19 protein-coding genes and 1 pseudogene are annotated in these 20,384 nt (G+C 71.7%); 12 read left to right on the top strand and 8 right to left on the bottom strand.

The annotated features are described in order from the left end of the window. The first annotated feature begins 2 nt into the window (after positions 1-2). From ACFU97_RS21015 to ACFU97_RS21000, 4 genes are all read left to right on the top strand, one after another. On the top strand, positions 3-2,822 hold the full coding sequence (locus ACFU97_RS21015; RefSeq protein ID WP_384258928.1) for an FtsX-like permease family protein: 2,820 nt from the start codon (positions 3-5) through the stop codon (positions 2,820-2,822). Positions 2,823-2,957: 135 nt separating this feature from the next. Beyond that, positions 2,958-3,452, top strand: a complete 495-nt coding sequence (locus tag ACFU97_RS21010; protein WP_384258562.1) for an RNA polymerase sigma factor — start codon at positions 2,958-2,960, stop codon at positions 3,450-3,452. After that, complete coding sequence (locus ACFU97_RS21005; protein WP_384258560.1) at positions 3,449-4,135, top strand: hypothetical protein; 687 nt, start codon at positions 3,449-3,451, stop codon at positions 4,133-4,135. The genes ACFU97_RS21010 and ACFU97_RS21005 overlap by 4 nt, the downstream gene beginning before the upstream one ends. Positions 4,136-4,534: 399 nt before the next feature. Further along, positions 4,535-5,473, top strand: a complete 939-nt coding sequence (locus tag ACFU97_RS21000; RefSeq protein ID WP_384258558.1) for a DMT family transporter — start codon at positions 4,535-4,537, stop codon at positions 5,471-5,473. Between the two features lie 68 nt (positions 5,474-5,541). On the opposite strand, the gene ACFU97_RS20995 is transcribed toward ACFU97_RS21000, so the two are convergent. Continuing rightward, the gene (locus tag ACFU97_RS20995) at positions 5,542-6,966 is read right to left on the bottom strand and encodes an FAD-binding oxidoreductase (RefSeq protein ID WP_384258556.1); all 1,425 of its coding nucleotides are present in this window, start codon (positions 6,964-6,966) and stop codon (positions 5,542-5,544) included. 105 nt (positions 6,967-7,071) lie between these two features. Continuing rightward, complete coding sequence (locus tag ACFU97_RS20990; RefSeq protein WP_384258554.1) at positions 7,072-8,640, bottom strand: PucR family transcriptional regulator; 1,569 nt, start codon at positions 8,638-8,640, stop codon at positions 7,072-7,074. Between the two features lie 100 nt (positions 8,641-8,740). Between ACFU97_RS20990 and ACFU97_RS20985 the strand changes: the two genes are divergently transcribed. Together ACFU97_RS20985 and ACFU97_RS20980 are read left to right on the top strand one after the other, a co-directional pair. Further along, positions 8,741-10,207, top strand: a complete 1,467-nt coding sequence (locus ACFU97_RS20985) for a sodium:solute symporter (protein WP_384258552.1) — start codon at positions 8,741-8,743, stop codon at positions 10,205-10,207. Between the two features lie 50 nt (positions 10,208-10,257). Further along, positions 10,258-11,016, top strand: coding sequence for a class II aldolase/adducin family protein (locus tag ACFU97_RS20980; protein ID WP_384258550.1), 759 nt, complete (start codon positions 10,258-10,260; stop codon positions 11,014-11,016). Between the two features lie 76 nt (positions 11,017-11,092). Here the strand turns inward: ACFU97_RS20980 and ACFU97_RS20975 are convergent, their stop codons facing one another. Beyond that, a complete protein-coding gene (locus ACFU97_RS20975; RefSeq protein WP_384258548.1) occupies positions 11,093-12,103 on the bottom strand; it encodes an NADP-dependent oxidoreductase in 1,011 nt (336 codons plus the stop codon). Between the two features lie 112 nt (positions 12,104-12,215). On the opposite strand from ACFU97_RS20975, the gene ACFU97_RS20970 reads away from it, so the two are divergent. From ACFU97_RS20970 to ACFU97_RS20955, 4 genes and pseudogenes are all read left to right on the top strand, one after another. Then, complete coding sequence (locus tag ACFU97_RS20970) at positions 12,216-12,800, top strand: TetR/AcrR family transcriptional regulator (protein ID WP_384258545.1); 585 nt, start codon at positions 12,216-12,218, stop codon at positions 12,798-12,800. A 115-nt stretch (positions 12,801-12,915) separates the two neighbouring features. Beyond that, entirely contained in the window at positions 12,916-13,839 is a 924-nt protein-coding gene (locus ACFU97_RS20965; protein WP_384258543.1) for a LysR family transcriptional regulator, read from the top strand. A 38-nt stretch (positions 13,840-13,877) separates the two neighbouring features. Next, positions 13,878-14,159: pseudogene (locus ACFU97_RS20960) on the top strand (NUDIX domain-containing protein); the annotation flags it as partial. 196 nt (positions 14,160-14,355) lie between these two features. Continuing rightward, entirely contained in the window at positions 14,356-14,961 is a 606-nt protein-coding gene (locus ACFU97_RS20955) for a GNAT family N-acetyltransferase (protein WP_384258541.1), read from the top strand. 43 nt (positions 14,962-15,004) lie between these two features. On the opposite strand, the gene ACFU97_RS20950 is transcribed toward ACFU97_RS20955, so the two are convergent. Both ACFU97_RS20950 and ACFU97_RS20945 read right to left on the bottom strand, forming a co-directional pair. Further along, entirely contained in the window at positions 15,005-15,673 is a 669-nt protein-coding gene (locus tag ACFU97_RS20950) for a hypothetical protein (RefSeq protein WP_384258539.1), read from the bottom strand. Positions 15,674-15,916: 243 nt separating this feature from the next. Then, complete coding sequence (locus ACFU97_RS20945; RefSeq protein WP_384258536.1) at positions 15,917-16,582, bottom strand: DUF4232 domain-containing protein; 666 nt, start codon at positions 16,580-16,582, stop codon at positions 15,917-15,919. Between the two features lie 221 nt (positions 16,583-16,803). Here ACFU97_RS20945 and ACFU97_RS20940 point away from each other — a divergent pair, with 221 nt between their 5' ends. Next, positions 16,804-17,436: a DUF1345 domain-containing protein gene (locus tag ACFU97_RS20940; RefSeq protein WP_384258534.1), complete on the top strand. Its 633-nt coding sequence runs from the start codon at positions 16,804-16,806 to the stop codon at positions 17,434-17,436. Positions 17,437-17,439: 3 nt separating this feature from the next. On the opposite strand, the gene ACFU97_RS20935 is transcribed toward ACFU97_RS20940, so the two are convergent. Together ACFU97_RS20935 and ACFU97_RS20930 are read right to left on the bottom strand one after the other, a co-directional pair. Beyond that, positions 17,440-18,183, bottom strand: a complete 744-nt coding sequence (locus tag ACFU97_RS20935) for an SAM-dependent methyltransferase (protein WP_384258532.1) — start codon at positions 18,181-18,183, stop codon at positions 17,440-17,442. 81 nt (positions 18,184-18,264) lie between these two features. Beyond that, on the bottom strand, positions 18,265-18,843 hold the full coding sequence (locus ACFU97_RS20930) for a TetR/AcrR family transcriptional regulator (RefSeq protein WP_384258529.1): 579 nt from the start codon (positions 18,841-18,843) through the stop codon (positions 18,265-18,267). A gap of 89 nt (positions 18,844-18,932) precedes the next feature. Between ACFU97_RS20930 and ACFU97_RS20925 the strand changes: the two genes are divergently transcribed. Then, positions 18,933-19,814: an SDR family oxidoreductase gene (locus ACFU97_RS20925; RefSeq protein WP_384258527.1), complete on the top strand. Its 882-nt coding sequence runs from the start codon at positions 18,933-18,935 to the stop codon at positions 19,812-19,814. Between the two features lie 81 nt (positions 19,815-19,895). Here ACFU97_RS20925 and ACFU97_RS20920 read toward each other — a convergent pair. After that, positions 19,896-20,384 (bottom strand): lectin (locus tag ACFU97_RS20920; protein ID WP_384258525.1); only part of this gene is annotated, 489 nt, incomplete at its 5' end.

Here is a 20,384-nt window from a genome sequence, read left to right as displayed (position 1 = left end):
CGATGATCATCGGGCAGCTGCGGCGCCGACGCGGGCGCGCCATGGCGCTGGCGGCCGGCATCCTGGTGGCGGCGACCAGCTTCACCCTGCTGACCTCGACGGTGCAGACGAGCCAGGCGACGACCGTGGGCACCGTACGGAAGAACGCCCGGTCCGCCTATGATGTCCTGGTGCGGCCGCCCGACGCGCAGACGGACGTGGAGCGGCAGAGCGGTCTGGTCGCGCCGAACTTCCTGTCCGGCACGTTCGGCGGCATCACCATGGAGCAGTACCGGCGCATCCGCCGGATGAGCGGCGTCGGGGTGGCGGCGCCGGTCGCCAACATCGGCTATCTGATGGTCTACAACACGGTCTCCGTCGACGTGTCGCGGTTCCTCGACGGCACGGCGTCGCGGCAGATCCTGCGGATCGTCCCGAAGCTCAGCGCGGGCTTGAGCACTTATCGGGCCGCGGACCAGTACGTCTACCTCACCCGCAGCCGGCTCACCTCGGGGAAGCAGCATGGCGTGTTCGAGTCCGACACGCTGGAGAAGGGCGCCGTCGACCGGAGCACGCGGCAGTACCTGATGAACGGGAAGTACAACGTGTGCTTCTACTTCAACGGCGACAAGACGCAGAAGACCAAGTGGAACCTGGAACTGCCGATGATGGAGAGCATCATCGCCGAGGACCTCAGCGACCGGTCTGCGTTCGACCCCGACCTGCACTCGCGGCTGAACTGCCAGTCGGGACAGGGCAAGGCCACCATCGACATCCCGGTCGCGTACCCGGTCCTGCTGTCCGCGATCGACCCGAAGGCCGAGGACCGGCTGGTGGGCCTGGACCGCACCGTCACCTCGGGCCGCATGCTCACCGAACAGGACCGGCCGCACACGGTGCCGCCCGAGAAGAACCCCGACGGGCAGCGGGAGACGTTCGTCCCGGTGGTGCTCAGCAACCGCCCGCTGACCGCAGGGAAGATCAGCGCCAACGTCGAGCGACTCGACACGGGGGATCCGGCCACGCTGCCTTCCCGGCTGGGCAATCCGACCGCCGCCGAGTTCGTGAAGCACCTGCGCGGCACACCCGTGGGCCACGTCGGTCTCGACCTCGCCCAGGGCTACCGCAAGGCGGTGCCCACCTATGGCGTCGACGCCACCAACTACTGGACGGTCGGCCCGGTTTCCTACCGCCGGACCTCCGACGGCGACCTCGCCGTACAGCCGCAGGCGCCGCAGAAGCCCGGCCTGTGGGTGACCAACCTGAACCGGCAGCCCGTGGCGGACGTACCCGAGGAGAACACGGGCCCGCAGTACCGCAAGGTGATCAGCCACCCCTCCACCTTCTGCAACGGGTTGGGCGTGTGCGAGAAGGAGGACTACGGGCGCCTGCCGAACCCGCTCATCCACGTCGTCGGCCGCTACGACACCGGCAAGCTGCCCGGCTTCTCGCCGCTGTCCGAGGCGCCGTTGGAGACCTATCAGCCGCCGCAGGTCACGGGCGCGGACAAGGCCACCCGCGCGGCACTCGACGGGAAGGCGCTGCGGCCCGACCGCAATCTGGGCGGCTACCTCACCCCACCGCCCACCATGCTCACCACGATGGACTCCGTCACCGCGCTCATCAAGAGCCGCCGGACCCCCGGCCTGCAGGACGCGGCACCGGTCAGTGCGATCAGGCTGCGGGTGGCGGGAGTGACGGGTGTCGACGCCGCCTCCCGCGCGCGGGTCAACGCCGTGGCCGGCGCGATCCGTTCGGCGTATCCCAGGCTCCAGGTCGATGTGACGGTGGGGAGTTCGCCCACTCCTCGGACCGTCGCGCTCAGCGCGACGGCGCGGGTGACGGAGCGCTGGGTGGACAAGGGCGTGGCGCTGCGGATCCTCAAGGCGGTCGACACCAAGAGCGCCATCCTCTTCACGCTGGTCCTGGTGGTGTGCGCGCTGTTCCTCGGCCAGGCGGCGCTGGCCTCGGTGCGCTCCCGCCGCACCGAGATCGGCACGCTGCGCTGCGTGGGCTGGAGCGGTGCGGAGGTGCTCCGGCTGGTGCTGGGCGAGCTCGCCGTGATCGGTCTCGCGGCCGGAGCGGTGGGGGCGACGCTCGCGTACGGCCTCGGTCGGCTGCTGGGCCAGCCGGACGCAGGTGTCCGGTCGCTCCTGGTGCTGCCGGTGGCGCTGTTGCTGGCCACGGTCGCGGGCCTGGTCCCGGCCTGGATCGCGACGCGGCTGGGCCCCATGCAGGCCGTCCGGCCCCCGGTCACGGCGGCCCGCCGGGCCCGCCCGGTGCGTTCGGTGGCGGGGCTGGCCGTGCTCAACCTCCTTCGGGTGCGCGGCCGTACGGTGCTCGGCGCGGCCGGTCTGGCGCTCGGCGTGGCCGCCTTCACGGTGCTCCTCGCCCTGACCCTGGCCTTCCAGGGCGAGGTGGCGGGATCGCTGCTCGGCAACGCCGTCGTGGCACAGGCGCGCACGGCCGACTACCTCAGCGTCGCCCTGTCCCTGGCACTCGGCGCCGCGGGCGCCGTCGACGTCCTGGTGCTCTCGCAGCGTGAACGCGCGGCCGATCTCGCGGTGCTGCGGGCCACCGGCTGGACCAACCGCGAACTCGCCCTGCTGACCGTCTACGAGGGGATCGGACTGGCGCTGCTCGGCGGTCTGGCGGGTGCCGCGGCCGGACTGGCGGCGGTGGTCGTGCTCGGACAGGGCGTCCTGCACGGACACCTGCTCGCCGTCACCGGCGCCGCGCTGCTGGCCACACTGGCGGGCACGGTCCTCGTCGGCGCCGCCCTGACGGTGCCCATCAGAAGGCTGTCCCAGATCGCACCGGCCCACCTGCTGGCCGCCGACTGAACCGCGGGCCGCCGCGGGCCGGATGCCGCGGCGTGCTCGACCCGCGCCCGGGCGCACCGCACCCTGGAACCCGGCGAACCGCTCACGGAGAGCCCCTCAGGTAAGCGGATCGGACAGCTGCGGCGTAGAGGGGGTGTGAAGCAGCTGGAGTTCAAGGACTTCTACCGAGCCAGCCGGGACGCATGCCTGCGGGCTGTCCTGGCGAGCGTGGGTGACCGGCAGCTGGCCGAGGACCTGGTCGCCGAGGCGTTCACCCGGGCCTGGACGGCGTGGCCGAAGGTCAGCCGCCATCCGGCGCCGCGCGCATGGATCGTGCGTACGGCGCTCAACACCCGGGTCTCGTGGTGGCGTCGGCGGCGCCGGGAAGTGACGCTGGACGGCGTCCCCGACGTCCCGGCCGGCAGGCCCGGCGACCCCGGCCTGGACCCCGCGCTGCTCGCCGTGCTGCGTCAACTGCCGCAGCGGCAGCGGGAAGTGATCGCGTACCGGGTCTTCCTCGACCTCGACACCTTGGCCACGGCGAAGGCGCTCGGGATCGCACCCGGAACCGTCACCGCCCATCTGTCGCGGGCGGTCGCGACACTGCGCGGCCACCTCGTCACCGCGGACACGCCGGAGGTTGGGCAATGAGGGAACACGACACGGACGTACTGGATGCGCTGAGGGACTCGCTGGACGGCATCACCATGGACACCCCGGTCGAGCGGATCGAGGCCGCGGGCCGGGCGCGCCGGCGGCGCCGCCGCATCGTGGGCATGACGGCGGGAGTCGCGGCGGCCGCGGGCCTCGCGCTCGGCGTGCCCACGTACGGCAACCCGTCAACGGCCCCGCCCGCGGCGGGAGATGGCACCGGGGTGGCCGACAGCACGGGGGCGGGCGCCGTGCACATCCGCACCGCCGCGTACACCGTGGACACCAAGAAGGACGGCACGGTGCACGCGACCTTCGACAAGCAGCGGTACTTCACCGACCACGCGGGCCTGGAGGCCGCCCTGCGCAGGGCGGGCTTCCCCGTGCTCATCAAGGAGGGCGAGTTCTGCAAGGGGCCCCATGACCCCGGAACGCTCGACCCCAGCGGTGTGGGGCCCGGCGTCGGGAAGGTCATGAAGGGCGTGCGGGGCGAGAACGGGAAGGTCACGTTCGTCTTCACCCCGTCGGCGATGCCGTCCGGGACGCAGCTGTTCATCGGCTTCCTGAACAAGTCCCAACTGGCCACCGTGCACGGCAATCCGGGCTCGGTCGAACGCCTGGTGCCCACGGGCGTCCCCCTGACGTGCACCACCCAGGCGCCACCGGCGGACCCGCGCCGGTAGCGGTACGCGGCGCCGCCCGGAAGGGGAGGGACGGAGGGAGGGGGACGGGCGAGGTCACCCAGCGGCATCCGTCACCAAGGGATGCCGTGCCCGCGGGGAAGGGAGACCATGAACCAGACCACCAGCGGGAGAAGAACGAGCAGCACGATGCCCGCCAGAACCTTCGCCCAAAGGGCGGTTCTCCCTCTGTCTCCGGTCGGCACGGCCGACACCCCCCCCGCGTACGTCGATCCGGACCGCGAGTCTATGCGGTACCCCGCCACGGCGGCGGAACGCCTCAGCCCGTCTCTGCAGCGTCAGGGACGGCAGGCCCATGGACCGATTGTCCAGCTTTCCCGAACGGTACGTTCATGATCGGCACGTGGACACGAACAATGCCGTGCCCCTCTACTGGGGGCCATGAGTCCGCAGAAGTCGTTCCGCACCCCGCGCCCGGGCGGCGCCGAGGCCGGGTTCCTCATGGCGCTGGCCAGCATGTCCGCCGTCCAGCTCGGCTCCGCCCTGACCGTTCCGCTGTTCGGCCAGCTCACCGCGGCGGGCGCGGCGGGGCTGCGCCTCGGCTGGGCCGGGCTGCTTCTGCTGATTCTCGTACGGCCCCGCCGCCGCGACTTCGCCCGCGCCGACCTGCTGGCCTGTGCCGTCCTGGGCGTCGCGACCGCCGGGATGATGCTCTTCTTCATGCTCGCCATCGCCCGGCTGCCCATGGGCACCGCGAGCGCCCTGGAGTTCCTCGGCCCGCTGGCCGTGTCCCTCTACGGGCCCGGCGCGGACCGCAAGACATGGGCTGCCGCGGCGGCCGTAGGAGTCACCCTGCTGACCGAGCCCTGGCGCGGCAGCCTCGATCTGATCGGCGTCGGCTACGCCCTGGCCGCCGCGACCTGCTGGGCCGCCTACATCCTGCTCACCCAGCGCGTCGGCGACCGCGTCACCGGCCTGAAGGGGCTGGCCGTCTCCATGCCGGTCGCGGGCCTGCTGACGATGCTCGTGGCCACACCCACCCTCGCGACCCGCCTCACCTGGCCGGCCGCCGCGACCATGCTGGGGCTGGCCGTGCTGAGCCCCCTGGTGCCCTTCGCTCTCGAATTCCTCGCCCTGCGCCGCCTGACGAGCTCCGCCTTCGGCACACTGATGAGTCTCGAACCGGCCATCGCCCTGCTGATCGGACTGGTCGTGCTCGGCCAGACGCCCGGCCTGTTGTCCGCCCTCGGTATCGCCTTCGTCGTGGCGGCCGGCGTCGGCGCGACCCGCACGGGCGGCCGCCCGGACACCGAGCACGCCGCCCCCGCGCCGCAACGCGTACCCGACCCCAGCGCCAGTCCTGCGGCCTCAGGTCACTGATCGAGCCGACGAGCCGCGCTCGCTCACCGCGTCTGCGGTGTCGTCCGCGGTCACGGACACCATCGCGGTCACTCTGCGTCCGGGAACGCCTTGCCGGGATTGAGGATGCCGTGCGGGTCGAGCGCGCTCTTCACGGCGCGGTGCATGGCGAGGACCGCGGGCGACAGCTCGCGCCGGAGGCCGTCGGCCTTGAGGATGCCGACGCCGTGCTCGCCGGTGACCGTCCCGCCGAAGGCGAGCGCGGCGTCGAGGATCTCCTCGAAGGCGAGCTGCGCCCGGGCGCGGGCCGCCTCGTCCCCGTGGTCGGTGATGAGCAGCGGGTGCAGATTGCCGTCGCCGGCGTGCGCGATGTTGGCGATGGTGACGTCATGGCGGCGGCCGATCTCCTCGATACGGCCGAGCATCGCGGGGACATGCCGGCGCGGGACGCACACGTCCTCCGTGAGCACCGGGCCGAGCCGCTCCAGCGCCGGATAGGCCAACCGCCGTGCGGCGAACAGCGCTTCGGCCTCCTCGGGGTCGGTCGACCGCTCGGCCCAGGTCGCGCCGGCACCGCGGAAGCAGCCCACGATCTGGTCGGCCAGACCCTCGCCCCTCTCGCCCGGCTCGTCGACCCGGGCCAGCAGTACGACGTCGGCCTCGACGGAGAGGCCCATGTTCTTCCAGGCGTCGACCGCCCGCAGGCAGTGCCGGTCGACCAGTTCGAGCGCCGACGGCGTGATGCCCGCCGCCGCGACGGCCCGGACGGCCTCGCCCGCGGTGACCACGTCGGAGAAGTACCCGGCCACGGTGATCGCCGGTGCGGGCAGCGGGCGGAGCCGGACGGTCACCTCGGTGACGATGCCGAGCGTTCCCTCCGAGCCGACGACGAGTCCGGCCAGGTCGTAGCCCGCCACGCCCTTGGCGGTACGGCGGCCGAGGCGGACCACCTCGGCGGTACCGGTGACCACCTCTAGCGCGAGGACGTAGTCGCGTGTGACGCCGTACTTCACGCAGCACAGGCCGCCGGCGTTGGTGGCCACGTTGCCGCCGATGGTCGACCAGGGCGAGCTCGCCGGGTCCGGTGGGTACCACAGGCCGTGCTCGGCGACCGCCGCGCGGAGGTCGTCGTTGACGACGCCGGGCTGTACGACGGCCAGTCCTTCGAGCGGGTTGATCTCCAGGATCGACGCCATCCGGTCGAGGGTCACCACCACGCAGCCGACCACCGCGTTCGCGCCGCCCGACAGCCCGGTGCCGGCGCCTCGGGCGACGACCGGGGTGCCGTGGCGGAGGCAGATGTCGACAGTGCGACGGACGTCCTCGGTGCTCTGCGCCCGGACCACGGCGGCCGCCCGGCCGACCGGGGCCCACTCGGCCTCGTCGTGACTGAGACCGGCGATGACGTCTGCGTCCAGCACGACACTGCCCTGCGGCAGCGCGGCGCACAGGTCCTCGACGAGCGGGCCGGCCGAGGGGGAAGGCACGGGGACACTCAGTGGCTCTTGGGTCATGCCGTCAGTGGATCATCTCCAGGGCGGTGAGCGCAGGGGAGATACCCTCCCGGTTTCACGGCGGTCCCGTGACCGGGAAATGCCTTGCCGCACAGAACCCTCGCATCAGGAGCGCTCGTTCGGCGCCTCCCCGGGCAGCCATTGCAGCGCGAACCACAGTTCCATCCGGGTTCCGGGGTCCTGGAGGTCGACGTTGAGCAACTCGCCCACCCGGGCCAGGCGGTGACGCACGGTGTTGCGGTGGATGCCCAGGAGCGCCGCGGTGCGGTCCCAGCTGCCGTGGAGGGTGAGCCAGGTCCGCAGGGTGTCGAGGAGTACCTGAGCGCCCGGCGGACCGGCCCGGTCCAGTGGGGCGAAGCGGGTGTGGGCGAGTGCACGGGCGTCGGTCGGGGCGACGAGCGCGTGGAGGGTGAGCGGGTCGGTGGTGTGGACGACGGCGGGTGCGCCGGCGGCGAGGGCGCGTTGCAGGGCGCGTTGCGCCTGCGTGTCCGCGAGCGGCAGATCGCCCGCCGGGACGGGTGCGCTGTAGCCGAGGATCCAGCCGAGCGCAGCCGCCCGGTCAGGCACCGCGGGACGGGCATCGGCGGCACAGGGAACCAGGGCCTTGAGTGCAGAGCCGTCGATGTGCACGTACGGGGTGCCCAACAGGCTGGCCAGGGTGGCCAGTTGAGCCGGTTCGGCAGCCGGGGGCGTTCCGTCGGAGTAGTGCCCGTGGATCACCGTCCAGTGACCGTCCGCCGGCCCCTCGTCGGATGTCAGAGCGGGTGCGACCTCCGCGGGCGTGGCTCCGAGCATGAGCTGGACCAGCGCGCCGACGCTGTGGGTGTCGGTGCTCAGGGCGTGCCGTGGACCGGTGAGCAGGGCCAGCAGAACCGTCGCGGTGCCGGTCACCTGATGGTGCACGGCGGTCGGGGGTGTGGTGGCGGCCTGGCCGAGGGCCAGCGTCGCGGTGGTCGTGCGGCCGGTGCCTGCGGGCAGGGTGTGGACCGTCAGGTGGATGCCCTCGTCGGGGTCGTGGGCCGCGGCCGCTGTGGGACCGCCGTCCCGCCGCAGGGCGCGTACGGCGAGATCGCGCAGCAGCTGGGGGGAGGCCGGGCGCCGGCCCGCCGAGAGGAGTTCGGTGCCCTGGGCGTCGTACAGGACCGACCATGCCCCGGTGTGGGCGGCGAGCTGGCCGAGGACGGACCGGAGGGCGTCCGGGCGGGCAGCGGCCGAGGCCAGCGCCGACTGGGCCCGGGAGATCTCCCGCAACTCGCGGTTGCGGGCCTCGGCGATCGCCGCGTAGACCGCCTGCCCGACGGCGACGAAGGGCGTGGCGGGCGGGAGGCGCAGCAACGGCAGGCCGTGCCGGTCGCAGGCTTGGGCGAGGTCCGGCGGTACGTCCGCGTGCACGGGGGCCACGCCGAAGCCGAGCGCGGCCACTCCGGCGGCGACCACCCGTCGTACGTAGGTGTCGATGCCGTCCGCGGTGCCGGGGAGTCGTACACCTGCCGTGAGCAGGAGTTCGCCGCCGACGAGGTACGGCGTCGGGTCCTCGATCTCCGTCGTCCCCACCGTGCCGACCATCCGGTCCGCGGCCGGCGGTCCGGCGACCTGGGTGAGACCGAGGGCCGGGGCGGCGAGGAGTACGCCGAGGGGCACGGTCGGCAGGTCGCCGTTGGCGGATTCATCCAACGCGGGTCTCCAGATTGGGCAGAAGCAGCACTTCAGTCCGATTACATCCCGTGGCTACGGTCATGTCACCCCCCTCCCGCTCCCTCCCACGGAGGTCCCCGTGACCGTCGACCATCTCGTCATGGCCGCCTACCTGCTCGGCATCATCGGTGTCGGTTGGTGGGGCAGACGCCGAGCCGCCTCCAAGAGCGACTTCCTGGTCGCCGGGCGCCGGCTCGGTCCGCTCATGTACACCGGCACCATGGCCGCCGTCGTCCTCGGCGGTGCCTCCACCATCGGCGGCGTGCGCCTCGGCTACACGTACGGCGTCTCCGGTGCCGCCATGGTCGGCGCCATCGGCCTGGGGCTGCTGGCGCTGAGCGTCTTCTTCTCGGCCCGCATCTCCCGGCTGCGCGTCTACACGGTCGCCGAGATGCTGTCGCTGCGCTACGGCGACGCTGCGAGCGTGATCTCAGGCGTCGTCATGTGGATCTACACCCTCATGCTGGCCGTGACCTCGACGATCGCGTACGCCAGCGTCTTCGACGTCCTGTTCGACGTACCGCGCTGGGGCGCGGTGCTCATCGGCGGCACGATCGTCGTCGGCTACTCGGCGCTCGGCGGCATGTGGTCCATCACGCTCACCGACATGGTGCAGTTCGTCGTGAAGAGCCTGGGCGTGCTCGTGCTGCTGCTGCCGATCGCGGTGGTGAAGGCGGGCGGCTTCGGCGCCATGGCCGACCGGCTGCCGGGCGGCTACTTCTCCCTCACCTCCATCGGCGGGCAGACCATCGTCACCTTCGTGCTGATCTACACCTTCGGCATGCTGATCGGGCAGGACATCTGGCAGCGCGTCTTCACCGCCCGCAACGACCGGATCGCGTCCTGGGGCGGGACCGGCGCCGGCGCCTACTGCCTGGTCTACGCCCTGGCCGGCGCGTTCATCGGTATGGCGACCAAGACCCTCTACCCGAACCTGGCCGAGGCCGACCAGGCGTTCGCCACCATCGTCAAGAACGTCCTGCCGACCGGCGTGCGCGGGCTGGTCCTCGCCGCCGCCCTGTCCGCGATGATGTCCACCGCCAGCGGCGCCCTGATCGCCTCGGCGACCGTGGCCAACAACGACATCTGGGCCCGGCTGCGCCGACGTACGCCGACGGGGGACCACGACGAGGTCGGCTCCAACCGGCTCGCCATCGTCGTCCTGGGCGGTGCCGCCATGGTGATCGCCTGTGTCCTCAGCGACGTCATCGAGGCGCTCACCGTCGCCTACAACCTGCTCGTCGGCGGCCTGCTGGTCCCGATCCTCGGCGGCCTGGTCTGGCGGCGCGGCAACCTGCCGGGCGCGCTCACCGCGATGATCGCGGGCGGCACGACGGTGATCACCTTCATGGTGACCGACGGCCTGCTCGCCAACGAGCCGATCTACTACGGCCTCCTCGCCGGCCTGGTCGCCTACGTCGCCGTGAGCCTGGTGACCCGTCCGACCGACGAGCGGGTCCTGGAGACCTGGCGCCGCCGTCTGGCGGGCGAGCCGGCCCCGGTCCCGGCGACGGCCGCCAAGGGCCCGGAGCTCAGCCCGGCCTGACACCCACCACATCGCACCCGCACGTGCCGTACGCCATGGAAAGGCCCTCGATGCCCACCGCTCCGACGGAAGAACTCCGTCTGCGCCGCGAACTCGCCGCCGTCTACCGCCTGGTGGCCCACTTCCGGATGACCGACCTGATCTTCACGCACATCTCGGTACGGCTCCCCGGCCCGGAACACCACTTCTTGATCAACCCCTACGGTCTGCTCTTCGACGAGATCACCGCCTCGAACCTGGTGAAGATCGACCTGTCCGGCCACCCCGTCGAGGAGACCCGATATCCCGTCAACCCGGCCGGCTTCGTCATCCACAGCGCGATCCACGCCGCACGACCCGACGCCCAATGCGTCCTGCACACCCACACCAGGGCGGGGTGCGCGGTCGCCGCCCAGGAGGAGGGCCTGCTCCCGCTCAACCAGATCTCCATGGAGTTCTACGGCAGGCTCGGCTACCACTCCTACGAAGGCGTCGCGCTCAACCTCGCCGAGCAACGGCGGCTGGTCGCCGACCTCGCCGGCCACCCCGCGATGATCCTGCGCAACCACGGCCTGCTGACCGTCGGCGAGAGCCCGGCCCAGGCGTTCCTGCGCATGTACTACCTGGACAAGGCCTGCGAGATCCAGACCACCGCCATGGCCGGAGGCGCAAGGCTCGTCCTCCCCACCCCCGAGGTCCGCGAACTCACCGCCCGCCAACTGGCAGGCGAGGACCACGAATCCGACCTCCAGGACGACCGGGCCTACGACCTCGCCTGGTCCGCACTCCTCCGGCTCGTCGACCGTATCGCCCCCGATCACAAGGACTGACGGGCCCACGGGAGAAGTTCTGCCGCGGAGCGGCTGCCCCAGCCGACGGCCAGGTCGTCGAGCACCTGTCCGCCCCCTAGCCGACCGTAAGCACGATCTTGCCCTGGACGTGTCCGCGCGCGGCGCGTTCGTGCGCCGCGCGGGCATCCGCGAGAGGGAACGTGCTGTCGATCTGGACGCGCACGGTGCCGGCATCGAGCAGACGCCCCAGCGAGGCGAGTTGCGCACCGCTGGAGCGCACCTGGGCGCTCGAGACGCTGACACCCAGCTTCGCGATCTCGTCCTCGTCGAACACCCCCGGCATCACGGGGAATTGGGCGCCACCGCGCCTGAGTGTCCGCAGGAAGCGCCGGCTTTCGGCGCCACCGACGGTGTCGACAACGAGGTCGGCGGCGTGCACGAGTTCCTCGGCGCGGTGCTCGGTGTAGTCGATGAACCGGTCGGCGCCGAGCTCGCGCAGGAAGGAGGCGTGCGCGCCGGACGCCACCGCGACGACGCGCGCGCCCTGCCACTTCGCCAGCTGGACCGCGAAGTGCCCCACGCCGCCCGCGGCGCCGTTGACGAGCACCGTCGTGCCGGTGCCGAGCGGCACCGGGCGGTGCGGCTTCTCCTGGAAGGGCGAGGGGTGGTCGTGCCCTACGTCGATCAGGAACTGCCACGCCGTCAGCCCGGCCATCGGCGCCCCGGCGGCATGGACATGATCGATGCCGGCGGGCTTGCGCGCGAGGTCCGCCGCGGGCGCGGCCACGTACTCGGCGTAGGCGCTGCCACGGAAGCCGGGAAACCGCAGAAGACCGAATACCTCGTCACCCACGGAGAGGCTGTCCACGTCCGCGGCGACGGCCTCGACGACGCCCGACACGTCCGTCCCCGGGATCACGGGCAGGCTGACCGTCGGTTCCGTCTCTCCGGGCATCGTGGTCATCCCGCCGCGCAGGTACCAGTCCGGGGGATTGATGCCGACCGCGCGCACGCGCACGAGCACCTCGCCCGGCCCCGGCTCGGGGATCGGCACCACGTCGTACTGCAGCACTTCGGGGCCGCCGTGCTCATGGAGGCGGACCGCCCCCATCGTCTGGGTCGCCATCGTTTTCTCCTGCCCGCGCCCGCGGGATAGTCTTATTCGGATCAGTGCTCCACATAAGTGAACCACTGATCCGAATATATGGACCACTGATCCGGATAGTCAAGGGAGACCGATGCGGGCCGACGCCAGGAAGAACCGCGACCACCTGCTCGACGTGGCGGGCGCCGCCATCGGTGAGCAGGGCGTGGAGGTGTCCCTGCGCGACATCGCCCGCCGGGCCGATGTCGGGCTCGCGACGCTGCTACGGCACTTCCCGACGCGCGAGGCGCTGCTCGACGCCCTGCTCCGCACGAGCTTCGACGAACTGACGGCGCGGGCCGAGGAGTTGGAGCAGTCCGCCTCTCCCGAGGACGCACTCGTCACGTGGCTGCGGGAATGCGTCGCGTGGACCACCGAGTACCGAGGCGTGACGGTGCTGATGGCGGCCGCCATCGAGGATGCGGAGTCCGCGCTCCATGCCTCGTGCGTCACCTTGCGGACGGCCGGTGCGCGTCTGCTCGCCCGCGCGCAGGCCACCGGGGGAGCGCGGGGCGATCTTGACGGCACGGAACTGTTCGCGCTGGTGGCGATGCTCGCGTGGCTCGGCGACCAGCCCTCGCTCGCACCGCGCGCCGATCATCTCTTCGACGTGGTGGCTGGCGCGATTCTGACGAGTGCGGGGGGTGCGGGGACGGGGCCTGGGTCTGGGCCTGCGTGAGGCTGCCGCGTGTGCAGGGTGCCGGGCGAGGGCCGAGTGCATCGTTCGCCCCGGCCGGGGCCGGTGGCATCCGCACCGTTCGCCGATCCTGGAGAGTGACCTGAAGAATGGGGCGATGGAGACACGGCGTCTGCGGCTGCTGGTGGAACTGTCCCGGCTCGGATCGATGCGCGCGGTGGCCGAAGCGGTGGACACCACCACCTCGACGGTCTCGCAGCAACTCACCGTCCTGGCACGGGAGATGGGGACCGCACTGATCGAACCGGACGGGCGGCGGGTGAGGCTCACCCCGGCCGGCCGCCGCCTGGCCGAACACGCCACGGTGATCCTCGCCGCCGTAGAGACAGCACGCCTGGACCTCGCCCCCGACACCGAGCCCAGCGGGACGTTGCGCGTGGCCGGTTACTCCACCGCGATCCGCGCCCACCTGCTGCCCCTCATCACCGAGCTGACCGCCAGCCACCCCCGGCTGCATGTCCTCGTGCGCGAACACGAGCCTGCCGAGGCCCTGGAACTGCTGGCCGCGGACGAGACCGATCTCGCGCTGACCTACGACTACAACTTGGCTCCGGTCGAACCCGACCCCGCACTGCACAGCACGGCTCTGTGGACCGCGGCGTGGGGCCTGGGCGTCCCTGCGGATGCCGACGCCGGCGGCAAGGCCGGGTCGGCGGTGTCCGAGGCGGGGGACACCGTGGACGTCTTCGCCCGCTTCCGCGCACAGGACTGGATCGTCAACTCCCGTAACACCGCCGACGAAACAGTCATCCGCACGCTGGCCTCCATGGCGGGCTTCACCCCGCGCATCACCCACCAGGTCGACAGTCTCGACCTGGTGCAAGGCATGATCACCACCGGGCTCGGCGTGGGACTGCTGCCTGTCGGCATCCCGACGATCCCCGGCGTCCACCTGCTTCCGCTCACCGATCCACAGGTGACACTGCGGGCCTACGCCGTCGCACGCCCCGGGCGCATGGCCTGGTCGCCGCTCACACTGGTCACGAACCTCCTGGCCCGGCGGGCGGCGGGCGACGGGTGACGGTCCTGGACCGCGGGCGGGTGTCAGTGGGTTCTGCGATGGTGTGCGTCGTGGATGAACTCGTGGAACGCGTTGACGCTCAGGACCGTGTGCTGGGGGTGGTGAGTCGGTGGGAGGCCGTTCGGGAGCGCCGGCTGCACCGAGTTGCCGTAGTGGTGTGCCGTGATGGGCAGGACCGCTTCCTGGTCCATCGACGCGCGGAGCAGCTGTCCCGTTTCCCAGGGCACTACGAACTCGGGGTCGGGGGCGCCGCAGGAGTCGGCGAGTCCTATGAGGGGGCGGCTGCTCGCGAGCTCAGTGAGGAGCTGGGAACGCCTGCGGGCGGATGCCGTTCTCCGCTCGGCCTGTTTCCTCGTGTTCACCGCATGACGACGCTGACGCCGCGGTCGGCGAAGCTCTCAAGGAGGAGCGGGAGAACGGCGACGGTGGCACCGCCTGTCGCCTGAAGGCCGAGGCGGTAAGACGACGAAATCCGTCGCGTAAAAGCCGGGTGGGGACGGATATCGTGGGAGGGTGATGCGTACCCAGCGAGCCTTCCCCGCCCGGTCCGCCACCCCGGCGGACGTCGATGCCATCGTCGACACCTTGACGACCGCCTTCTTCCGCGACCCGCTGTGGGGTCCGGCCTTTCCCGACGAACAGCGGCGCGCCGTGCAGGCGGCAGCCATGTGGCGCCAGTGCGTCACCTCCGCGCTGCGCTACCCCTGGACCCTCGTGACGCCAGGGGTGGAAGCGGCAGCCGTATGGATCCCGCCGGGCGGCACCGAACTGACCCCGCAGGAGGAGGACGGCCTCGGGGCCCTGCTGACCACGGCGGCGGGCCCCGACGTGGCCAAGTCCATCCTGGAGATCTACGACCAGTTGGACGCCGCCCACCCCGACGAGCCCTGCTTCTACCTCTCCCTGCTCGGTGTCCACGACGACCACCGCGGCAAGGGGCTGGGCATGGGCCTGCTGGCCGAGTGCCTCGCCCGCGTCGACGCACTCGGTGCGCCCGCCTACCTGGAATCGTCCAACCCGGCGAACATCGATCGCTATCAGAGCGTCGGCTTCGCCCCGCGCGACACGATCACCATCGCCACGGGCCACGTCGTCACCACCATGTGGCGCCCGGCACGCTGACTCATGCCGGCGCCACGGGCGCGGGCACCGATCCTCCCTGGGTTCAGGCGGAGGGCTCGGCGGCCGACTCACCCTGGGGGGCGGATCCGGCGGACTCCGGCGCGGTGTAGAAGACCGACGTGCCCTGCTTGGAGCGCTGGGCCTGCGCCTTGGCCACGAGCCCTTCGAGCGTGGTGCGCACGACGGTGGTCTTGACGGTGCGATCGGGGTGCTGCCGGCCCAGTTCGGTGGCGACCTCGGCTGCCGAGCGAGGTTCCTTCTGGTTCGCCAGGTGCTCGCGTACGAGGTCGACGAGCGTGGGCGCGGTGGAGGACGTGGACGGGGTGGACGCGGCGGTGGCCGGCTTCTTGGCGGCGGGCGTCTTGGTCGCGGCCTTCTTCGCGGTCCGCTTCCCGGCCGGCGCGGCGGCCTTCTCGGCCGGCTTCCGCTTCGCCGCGCCCTTGGCGGCAGGCTTGGCGGCGGGCTTCTGCCTCTTGCGAGGAGCGGGCACGGTCGCGACGGGTTCGGCCGCCGGGGGAGCGGAGACTCCGAGCGCCTGCTGAATGCTCACCAGCACGGTGTTGTCGTGCCGCAGCGCGGCCAACTGCGCCTGCAGCGCGTCGATTTCACCGGCGAGGCGGTCCTGCTCCTTGAGATTGCGCTCAAGGTCGTCAGCCACCTGGTTGCTGTACTGCGAGGTCAACTCGGTGGTCGTGGTCGGGGTTTCGGACATGGTGCTCACACCCTTCCTGGGTGCTACGGCCGTTGGGCGGCGGGCCCGTGGCGTATGCGAAGTCGAATGTGTGTGCTCTTCTGCCAGGTGCCCTATGGGCCTTGGCAGTTACTCTCGCACAGTCGTGTCTGAGCGATGGTACGGAATGTCTGAGAAATCTTCTCAGGTACCTGGCCGAAACCCTGCAGACGGCACCGGCCCAGCGGACGCCTGACTCCGCTGGGCCGGTGGATGTGGTGCGTCCTACGAAGGCTTGACCGCCGTTACCGCGGTGACGGTCGCCGTGTTGTCGCACTCGGCGAACTGGCCGTCGTTCAGGGCGACTTGATGCTGGCCGGAGCCGGGCAGGCCGATCACCATGGTGGGGTACACGACGGGCTGAGCGCCGGACTTGCAGTAGCCGTCGCCCTCACCCTGGACCTGTACGAAGGTCAGCTTCACCCAGGCCTTGCCGCCGGGCGCCACGCGTACCGACGACGACGAGCCCGTGCGGGTCACCGTCAGCGGAGAGTTGTGCTGCGGGGAGCCGTTGGCCGCCCCAGCGACGGTCGGGTAGCCCTTGAGGACACATGACTGAGCCGAGGTGTTGGTGAACTCGACGATCGCCGCGCCGGTTCCGGTGCCGGAAGGACGCACGGCGGCCTGGTACGCCGTCACGCTGAGGGCCTTCGGTGCGCATGTCGTGACCGATGCCCCGGAAGGACGGGAGACCGGGGACGCGCTCGCGGACGGTGCCGTCGACGTCTTCGCACCGGACGGCTTCGAGGCCGTGGCAGAGGGCGCCGCGGACGACGGCCCCGCGCCGGCCGACGTAGACGCCCCGGACGGCGAGGAACCCGCGTCCGCCGTGTCGCCCCCAGGCTGGCACGCGCTCACCGCCACCGCCGCCGAGACTGCGGCCACTGCCATCGCGGCTCTGCGAATGCCTTTTCCGTACTGCATGACGCCCCCGATATCGGATTGCACTGGGCCGGCTCCGTGCCGGCACTCGTCGAGGGAGAGGACGGCGCAGGCCCAAGGGTTCCCAGGTCGTCCGGCTGTGACCCGGTGGTGACAAGATCAGGTCCGGTTCGGCACATCACCACGCGCCGCCGCATGGGTCGTCGCCCGCGCAACTACTGTGCTGCTCCATGAAGACCAGGTTGCCCGTGGATGCCATGCCCCGACTGTCCGGCGCCGTAGTGCTGGGTGCGGTGGCCGGTGCGATCGTGGGATTCGCGGCGGGCGCCGCGCGCGGAGCACTGGCCGGGATCGCCGTGACCCAACTCGCCTTCGTCGCCGCGGGATGGACCGTGCTGTGGCCGATGGACGCCGCCGACACGAGGCGGAACGCCCGGCGTGAGGATTTCCGGCCCCTCGTCGAGGAGCTGGTCGTCGTGGCCGTGGCGTCGTGCGGTCTGCTGGCCATCGTGCTGCTGCTCCTGGTCGGACCGTCCGACACAGAGCATGTCGGCGCCGCACTCGCGGTCTTCGGCGTGGCGCTGGCCTGGGCGGCCCTGCACCTGATGTACGCCGCCCGCTACGCCTACGTGTACTACGAGGCCTCGGGCGGCATCGACTTCAACTCCGACGAGCCGCCCGCGTACCGGGACTTCTTCTACTTCAGCTACAACCTCGGCATGACGTACCAGGTGTCCGACACCAACGTCTCCAGCTCGGTGATCCGCGGGATCGTGCTGCGCCACTGCCTGCTGTCCTACGTGTTCGGCACCGGCATTCTCGCGACCGCCATCAACCTGGTCGTGGGACTCGTCGCGGGCTGAGGGTCAGGCCGTGTCGGGCGTGCGGCGCAGGACCAGCGAGAGGAAGCCCCACGTGTCCCGGTACACCCGCAGCCATTCGGTGCGCCGGAGCGCGGCGGTCTCGCGTGCCTGCGCGCTGTCCGGATGGTCGGGGTGGTCCAGGGCCCATGCGGACAAGGAACCCCAGCACGACCACTCGTAGTCGTCGAGTTCCTGTCGCGTGCTGACGTGCCCGTCGACGGGGGTCCAGCCGTCCGCCTCGACACGTTCCACGGTGGTCGCCAGGTCGGCGAAGTCCCCGAGCATCTCCACGGCCTCCTGGGACGGCGTACGCGCCCAGAACCCGTCGCCGACGAGGACACGACCGCCCGGGGCCAGATGGGCCCTGGCCGCCGCGAGGGTGGGCAGCAGGCCGCCGAAGGCGTGCGCGGCCCCGAAGCTGAGGACCACGTCGAACGGCTCCTCGGACACGAACTCCTCGGCCTTCGTGCAGTGCAGGACGAGCCGGTCCCGCACGCCGCGGTCGTCCGCCGCGGCGGCGGCCTGGGCCAGCGCGTCCTCGGAGATGTCGACGCCCTCGGCCCGCACACCTGGCCGTCCGGCCAGGGCGCGGAGGAGCCATTCGCCTCCGCCGCAGCCGAGGTCGAGCACCCGCTCCTCGCCGGTCGGCAGACCGCGTTCCAGGAGGCGGCGGACCGAGTCGTCGCCGAGCGGGGACTTGATGGGGTGCTCGGTATGAGCGATGCGGGAGATCTGTTCGCGATTCACCGGGGCAGGGTGCCAACGACTGGGCGTTCGCGCACCTCAATTACGGCGAGCACTACGGCGAGCATCGCGGCGGACTCCCGGTCAGCCCAGCGACGCGGTCGCCGCCCGCAGGTCCTCCAAGGCGGCGAGTGCGTACGGCGCGAGCCCTTCCCCGTCGACACGATCGCTCCCGGACCACTTGGCGTAGCCCCGCTTGAACGCGAGGACTCCCAGTTCGCCCGCGAGATGCGCGGTCGCGTCGGGGACTCCGCGGGCGATCAGCGCGTCCGTCATGGCGGCGGCGAGACCGACGCTCTTGAGGGCGTCGCGCTCCTGCAGTTCGGTGCTGGCCGCCACGGCGGCCTTGAGGCGGGGGCCGAGTTCGCGGTTCGTCGGGCCCATGGCGCCCGATGCGCGCTCGAGGCCGGCGGCCACCGCCTGGAGGGGGCCGGCGCTCGCGGGCGCCTCGGCGATGCCCTCCGCGAGCAGCCTGCTGAGCGTCTCCTGGCCCGCGACCAGGAGCTCGCGCTTGTCGGAGAAGTGCCGGAAGAACGTGCTCTTGGTGACGCCGGCGCGCTCGGCGATCTGCGCCACCGTCGTGGCGTCGTACCCCTGCTCGGTGAACAGGTCGACGGCCGCGACGACGAGTCGCTGGGACGCCCCTGGTTGCCATCTAGCCATGGGACCAGGATAGGCGATGGGACCTTTGTCCCATCACGGTGTAGGGTCGGTGATGGGACAAAGGTCCCATCACCTTCAGGGGAGAGCTCATGCACGTCTTCATCACCGGCGGTACGGGCACCATCGGCTCCGCCGTCGTCGCCGAACTGCTCGGCAACGGCCACACCGTCCTCGCGCTGGCCCGCTCGGACCGCTCGGCGCAGGCCCTCGAGGACGCCGGCGCCAAGGTCCTGCGCGGAGATCTCGCGGACCTCGACGTCCTGCGGTCGGGCGCGGCGCAGGCCGACGGCGTGATCAGCCTGGCCTTCGGGCGCGACTACAGCAGTCCGGACGCGCTCGCGCGGGCGATCGACGAGGAGAGCGCCGCGCTCGCCGCGCTGGGGCAGGAACTCATCGGCAGCGACCGTCCGATCGTCACGGTCTCGGGTACGCCCTGGGTGCCGGGCCGCGCTTCCACCGAGGCCGATCCGCTGCCGACGGACGGACCGGTGGGTGGCCGGGGCCGCTCGATCACGGCCCTGCTGGATCTCGCCTCACGCGGCCTGCGCAGCATGGCCGTCCGCATGCCGCGCACGGTGCACAACGAGGGCCGTGGCGGATTCGCCGGCCTGCTCGTCGACGCGGCACGCCGCACCGGGGTGTCCGGCTACCCCGGCGACGGCACCCAGCGCTGGCCGGCGGTGCACGCGCTGGACGCGGCGGTCCTGTTCCGTCTGGTGCTGGAGTCGGCACCGGCCGGGACGTCCTGGCACGCCGTCGCCGACGAGGGCGACGCGGTGCGGGACATCGCCACCGTCATCGGACGGCGACTGGGCCTGCCGGTCGAGGAGGTTCCGCAGGAGAACTTCGGCCCGTTCGGCCCGATCTTCGCCATGGACCAGCCGGCGTCCAGCGCCCACACCCGCGAGGCCCTCGGCTGGCGGCCGACGCACACCGGCCTGCTCGACGATCTGGAGAACGTGCAGCCCTGACGGGCCGGGCCGTCACCGGCCGGCCCCGCTGTCGTACGCAGGGGCAGGCCAGGCGACAGCCCTCTTGCCGGCATCGCAGACTCAGCCGATCGTCCACTTCTGGTTGGCGCCGCCCGAGCAGGTCCAGATCTGCAGCCGGGTGCCGTTGGCCGAGTTGTTGCCCGTCACGTCGAGGCACTTGTCGGCCTGCGGATTGACGATGTCGTTCGCCCCGCTGACGGCCCACTTCTGGTTGGGGCCACCGGTGCAGTCCCAGAGCTGGACGGTGGAGCCGTCGGCGGTGCCGTTGCCGGTCACGTCCAGGCACTTGCCGAGCGCGCGGATCGTGCCGTCGGAGCCCACGGTCCACTGCTGGGCGGAGGTGCCGTTGCAGTCGTAGAGCTGTACGGGGGTTCCGTTGGCGGAGTTCGCCCCGGCGACGTCCACGCACTTGCCGGCCAGGCCCCTGATCGGTGCGCCGGCGGAGCTGCTGCCGGTCGTGACGGAGACGGAGTCGACGACGAGTTGCTGGGGGAAGGCGGTGGAGGTGTCGGGGTCGCCGGGCCAGTAGCCGCCGACGGCGAGGTTGAG

The organism is Streptomyces sp. NPDC057616, from assembly GCF_042800575.1.
Classification (GTDB): Bacteria; Actinomycetota; Actinomycetes; order Streptomycetales; family Streptomycetaceae; genus Streptomyces.
The sequence above is the reverse complement of the archived record's forward strand: the minus strand, read 5'-3'. Positions and strand labels throughout refer to the sequence as shown.